The sequence below is a fragment of the uncultured Thiodictyon sp. genome (assembly GCF_903828115.1).
Classification (GTDB): Bacteria; Pseudomonadota; Gammaproteobacteria; order Chromatiales; family Chromatiaceae; genus Thiodictyon.
Window position 1 is genome coordinate 1 of record NZ_CAIKKU010000085.1, and the last position, 5156, is coordinate 5156.

At 65.9% G+C, this 5156-nt stretch carries 4 protein-coding genes; all 4 read right to left on the reverse strand.

Annotation, left to right across the window (positions count from 1 at the left end; all coding sequences use genetic code 11):
• Window positions 1–97: 97 nt before the first annotated feature.
• The 4 genes from QZY48_RS03045 to QZY48_RS03060 all read right to left on the reverse strand — a co-directional run bounded on the left by QZY48_RS03045 (window position 98) and on the right by QZY48_RS03060 (window position 4936).
• On the reverse strand, window positions 98–1723 hold the full coding sequence (locus tag QZY48_RS03045; protein WP_295427540.1) for a Ni/Fe hydrogenase subunit alpha: 1626 nt from the start codon (window positions 1721–1723) through the stop codon (window positions 98–100).
• A gap of 117 nt (window positions 1724–1840) precedes the next feature.
• Window positions 1841–2380, reverse strand: coding sequence for an NADP oxidoreductase (locus tag QZY48_RS03050; RefSeq protein ID WP_295427543.1), 540 nt, complete (start codon window positions 2378–2380; stop codon window positions 1841–1843).
• A 1-nt stretch (window position 2381) separates the two neighbouring features.
• Window positions 2382–3101 carry a 2Fe-2S iron-sulfur cluster-binding protein gene (locus QZY48_RS03055; protein ID WP_295427545.1) on the reverse strand — a complete coding sequence of 240 codons (720 nt, stop codon included), beginning with the start codon at window positions 3099–3101 and terminating at the stop codon, window positions 2382–2384.
• The gene (locus QZY48_RS03060) at window positions 3098–4936 is read right to left on the reverse strand and encodes an NAD(P)H-dependent oxidoreductase subunit E (protein WP_295427548.1); all 1839 of its coding nucleotides are present in this window, start codon (window positions 4934–4936) and stop codon (window positions 3098–3100) included. Before QZY48_RS03060 ends, QZY48_RS03055 begins: the two co-directional genes overlap by 4 nt.
• Between the last annotated feature and the right edge of the window lie 220 nt (window positions 4937–5156).

Below are 5156 nucleotides of genomic sequence, written 5' to 3' on the forward strand. Positions count from 1 at the left end.
CTACGGCGTAGGAGCGGCCCCCAGGCCGCGACGGATGCCCCCCTCGAGGTAGCCGGAGTTATGATCGAGGCCCCTCGCGCGGGGTCTTGCACCTGGGTCAATGCTCGGCAACGAGGGCCGGACGGTCCACGGAGCCGTCCGGATGGCGGCACAAACGGTCCAGGGTAGTGCCGGCCGCGTCGCACAGTTCCAGGTCGAGCGGCATCCGGCCGACCGCGTGGGTGGCGCAGGACAGACAGGGGTCATAGGCGCGGATTGCCACCTCAATGTGGTTCAGGAGCGGCTCGGTCAGTTCCCGGCCGTCCAGGAACTCGCTCGCCACCTGGCGGATGGCCGTATTCATGGCCTGGTTGTTGTTGGTGGTGGAGACGATCAGGTTGGCCTTGGTCACCAGGCCGTCGTCGTTGATCTCGTAGTGGTGGAAGAGGGTGCCGCGGGGGGCCTCGACCACGCCGATGCCCTTGGCCCGCATCTCGCCGTGCAGGCGCAGGTCGGTGCCTTGCAGGTCCGGGTCTTCGAGCAGTTCCCGGATTGCCTCGGCGCAGTGCAGCAGTTCGATCAGGCGCGCCCAGTGGGTGGCCAGGGCCGCCTGCAGGGGCCGCCCCTCGCCGGCGGCGGCGAAGTCCTGGCGCTCCTGCTCGGCCAGCGGGGTGTGGAAGCGGTCGCAGTTGTTGACCCGCGCCAGCGGCCCGACCCGGTACCAGCCGCGTTCCGGCCCCAGTTGGGTCAGGAAGGGGAACTTCATGTAGCTCCAGTCCTTGATCTCCTCGTGGATCACCCGTTCATAGTCCTGGTAGTCGACCTGGTCGAGCAGGGTGTTGCCGTCCGGATCACGGGCGCGCAGACCGCCGTGGTACAACTCGTGGGCGCCGTCCGGGGCGATCAGGCCCAGGGTGTTGGCATCCACCGCGCCGAAGCGGTAGTGGAAGTCGGCGTTGCCGAGGACGATGCGCTTGATCAACTGGACCGCCCCTTCCGCCCATTCGAGGACCTGGCCGATGTCCTGCTGGAGATAGTCGCGTTCTTCCAGGGTCACATTCTTGTTGACCCCGCCCGGCAGGGCCCCGGTGCCGTGGACGCGCTTACCCGCCGTCACCCGGATCACCTCCTGGCCGAACTTGCGCATCAGTACGCCCCGGGTGGCAATCTCCGGATGGTCCTGGATCACACCCACGATGTTGCGGTGGGCCACCGGGTCAGCGAAACCGAAGAGCAGATCGGGGGACGCCAGGTGAAAGAAGTGCAGTGCGTGCGATTGCAGGGTCTGGCCCAGGTGCATCAGGCGCCGGACCTTCTCCGCGGTCGGGGTGAGTTGATCCACCCCGATGAGCTGATCGCACGCCTTGGCCGCCGCCAGGTGGTGACTCACCGGGCAGATGCCGCACAGTCGCTGGACCAGCACCGGCAGCTCCCAATAGGGCCGCCCCTGGATGAACTTCTCGAAGCCCCGGAACTCGACGATGTGCAGCCGCGCCTGGCGGATATGGTTGTCCTCATCGAGCAGCAGGGTGACCTTGCCGTGCCCCTCCACCCGGGTCACCGGCTCGATGCAGACGCGCCGCAGGTGCTCCGGGTGGCGGGCGGTTTCGAGTGACATGGTCATGGTTTGGTCCTCAAGAGGAGTATTAGGAATGCCTTTACCACCGTTGTCGTTGTCGTTGTCGTAATCGACGTAATCGACGTAATCGCGGCGCCCCGGATTCACACTCGCCCCAAATTGCATCGCTTCTCCGACTACGATTACGACAACGACAACGACAACGACAACGACAACGCCACCCTGCCATTTCTTTCCTATTTGCGTCCATTGGCGTTCATTTGCGGCAAAATCTTCCGCTATTTAATCATAATGGATCTGCGTATACGGAAACGCAATCGGCTGCCCCGCCAGGAGTTCGGTGAGGAAGGTCCAGAGGGTATCCGCGGAGGGCGGGCAGCCGGGCAGAAAATAGTCGACCTTCACGACCTCGTGGATGGGGTGGACCTGGTTGAGCAGCAGCGGGATCTCCGGGTCGTTGGGGATGCCCGGGTTGTGCACCCCGACCCCGCCCACATAGGACTCCTCCAGACACTCCTTGAGGGTGAACTGGTTGCGCATGGCGGGGATGCCGCCGTTGACCGCACAGGCGCCGACCGCGACCAGGACCTTGCAGTGGCGCCGGAATTCCCGCAGGACCTCGACGTTCTCGGCATTGGCGACGCCGCCCTCGATCAGCCCCAGGTCGCACTCCCCGATGGTCTTGATATCGGTCAGCGGGGTGCGATCGAAGCGTACCAGTTGCACCAATTGCAGGATGCGCTCATCGATATCGAGCAGCGACATGTGACAGCCGAAACAGCCGCACAGTGAGGTGGTGGCGACGCGGGGCTTGTCAGTCATCTCAATCGACCTCGTCCTCATGGGCACGCAAGTCGCCGACCTTGCTGATGGGTTCACGGTCATAGAGCCGTTCGCCGATGGGGCGCTCGAAGCCCTTGTGCTTGGGCAGGATGGCGCCGGTCGGGCAGACATGGGCCGCACGGTCGGCGGCGGCAAAGCATGAATCACCCAGGAGACCGCTCGGGGAGTCGATCACCAGATGACTCGCAAGCCCCCGCCCGCTGATGGCGAAGACACGCTTGCCGTCATGATCGCGGCTGGCGCGCACGCACAGCTCGCACAGGATGCAGCGGCCGAAGTCGATGATGAAGTCCGGGTGCGAGGCATCCACCGGGCGGCGCGGGAAGAACGGTGGATAGTGCGGCGCGAGCATGCCGGTGTAGTAGGCGACCGCCTGGAGTTGGCAATTGCCGCTGCGCTCGCAGGCCGGGCAGATGTGGTTGCCCTCCGCGAACAGCATCTGCAGGACGGCGCGCCGGTTGGCCTGGACGGACTCGGAGGCGTTGTCCACCTCCATCCCCTCCATCACCCGCGTGGTGCAGGCGGAGACCTGACGGCGCCCCACCCCCACCAGGCAGACCCGGCAACTGCCGTGGGGGGCATAGTCCGGATTGTGACAAAGATGAGGGATATAGACCCCGGCCGCCTGGGCCGCCTCCATGATGGTCTGGCCCGGGACGAAGGCCGTCTCCTGGCCGTCGAGCGTGAAGCTGTGGCTCATACCGCGGCCTCCTCGGTTTCGGACTGGTCCTCAGGGCTCAGGTCGGCAATGTGCGCGGCGGCATCGTCGCGGCCGGCAAGCGCCCGTGCCTCGGCGAGTGCCCCGTCCAGGTCGAAGGACGGAGTGTACTCGGCGCTACGCAGGCGGCGCTGATAGATGTCGGGGAACTTGTCCAGGGTGTTCAGGATATGGTTGGGGGCGGTATTGCCCAGACCGCAATAGCTCGCCAGGCGCATCACGCCGCCGATCTGACGCAGTTCACCCAGGTCATGCTCGGACGCCTGCCCGGCGGCGACCTTCTCCACCAGGTTGTGCAGCAGGGACCCGCCGACCCGGCAGGGAGTGCAGAAGCCGCACGACTCGTGGGCGAAAAAGGCGGCAAAGTTCTGCACCATATCGAACATATCGCGACTGTGGTCGAAGATCATGAAGGACCCGGCGGTCGACAGGTCCTCGAAGGCGATGATGCGGTCGAAGTCCGCCGGGGTCAGGGTGGTCCCGGAGGCGCCGGAGATCTGCAACGCCTGGGTCCGCTCGGCGCCGCAGTCGGTCAGGACCCGGTGCACCGGGGTCCCGAAGGGGTACTCGTAGATCCCGGGGCGGGCGCAATCGCCGCTCACCGAGAGGATCTTGCTCCCGGCGGACTGATCGGTCCCCTCGCCGCGGAACCAGTAGCCGCCCCACTGCACCACCCGGGCGGCGGCGAGGAAGGTCTCCACATTATTGACCACCGTCGGGCGATCCTTATAACCGGCGATGACCGGGTAAGGTGCGCGCTTGCGGGTCACCCCGCGCCGCCCCTCCAGCGACTCGATCAGGGCCGTCTCCTCCCCGCAGATATAGGCCCCGGCCCCCAAATGCACGGCAATCTCGAAATCAAAGCCGATCTTGCCCAGGATGGACTCGCCCAAGAGCCCCTCGGCGCGGCGCCGCGCCAGGACCGACTCCAGGTGCGGCAGCAGATAGGCGTACTCACCGCGCAGATAGATGAACCCGCGGCGCGCCCCGACCACCGCGGCGCAGATGGTCATGCCCTCGATCACCAGGTCCGCGTAACCGGTCAGGAGGACGCGATCCTTGAAGGTCCCGGGCTCGCCCTCGTCCGCGTTGCACACGACATAGCGATCCCCGTCCGGGGCCTCGCGGCAGAATTTCCACTTGAGCGCCGTGGTGAAGCCCGCACCCCCGCGCCCGCGCAGCCCCGAACGCTCAAGATCAGCGAGCGCCGGTTCCACCCCAAGGTCGACCAGCTTGCGCAGGCCGGCGCCGTCGGTGACCGGATTGCTCAACAAGAGCCCGCGGCGGCGCAGATTGTCCTCCACACGGAAATACTCGCCGGGCCAGCGCTCGAGTGGGACGCCCTGCCCCACCAGGTCGGCGATGCGATCGATCCGCTGCGGGGTGAGTGCCGTCACCGCCCGGCCGTTGACCAGCAGGGCCGGCCCCTGGTCGCACATCCCGGTGCAGGAGGTCAGTCCCAGGGTGACGCGCCCGTCGGCCCGGGTCGCGTCGGTGCCCATCCCCAGTTGCTCCGCGAGCAGGCCCAGCAGGCGCTGGTTACCGAGCATGCGATCAGTGATGTTGTCGCTGAACAGGATGTCGAAGTCGCCCCGGGGGCGATCATGGAGAAAGGCATAGAAGGCAATGGCCGCACGCACCTGGGTGCGGGTCACGTCCAGGGCCGCGGACAAGGCCTCCACCGCCGCCGGGGGGACCCACCCGAAGCGCTGCTGGACCGCGATCAGATGCTGGAGCAAGTGCTCCGGCGCCCGCCCGCGCAGACCGAGCGACTCGGTCACGAAGCCCTGGACCTCTGAGACGGAGGGTCCACCCATCGTTGCCTCCAACCTGTGGGATATGTTGCAGCGCCCGATTATAAGCCTTAACTCATGTTTGCGGAGGGGGGCAGTGACGACAAAGGGTACGATCAGAACTCGGGATCCCGGGTACGTTGTCGCTGTCGTTGTCGTTGTCGCTGTCGTTGTCGTTGTCGTTGTCGTTGTCGTCGTTATCGTAAACGAATAATCCGACTACGATTACGACAACGACAACGAC

Excerpts from the sequence above, each read along its gene's own strand:
- QZY48_RS03050 (WP_295427543.1), bottom strand. The coding sequence starts at position 2,380 with ATGACTGACAAGCCCCGCGTCGCCACCACCTCACTGTGCGGCTGTTTC.
- QZY48_RS03060 (WP_295427548.1), bottom strand. The coding sequence starts at position 4,936 with ATGGGTGGACCCTCCGTCTCAGAGGTCCAGGGCTTCGTGACCGAGTCG.
- QZY48_RS03055 (WP_295427545.1), bottom strand. The coding sequence starts at position 3,101 with ATGAGCCACAGCTTCACGCTCGACGGCCAGGAGACGGCCTTCGTCCCG.
- QZY48_RS03045 (WP_295427540.1), bottom strand. The coding sequence starts at position 1,723 with ATGCAATTTGGGGCGAGTGTGAATCCGGGGCGCCGCGATTACGTCGAT.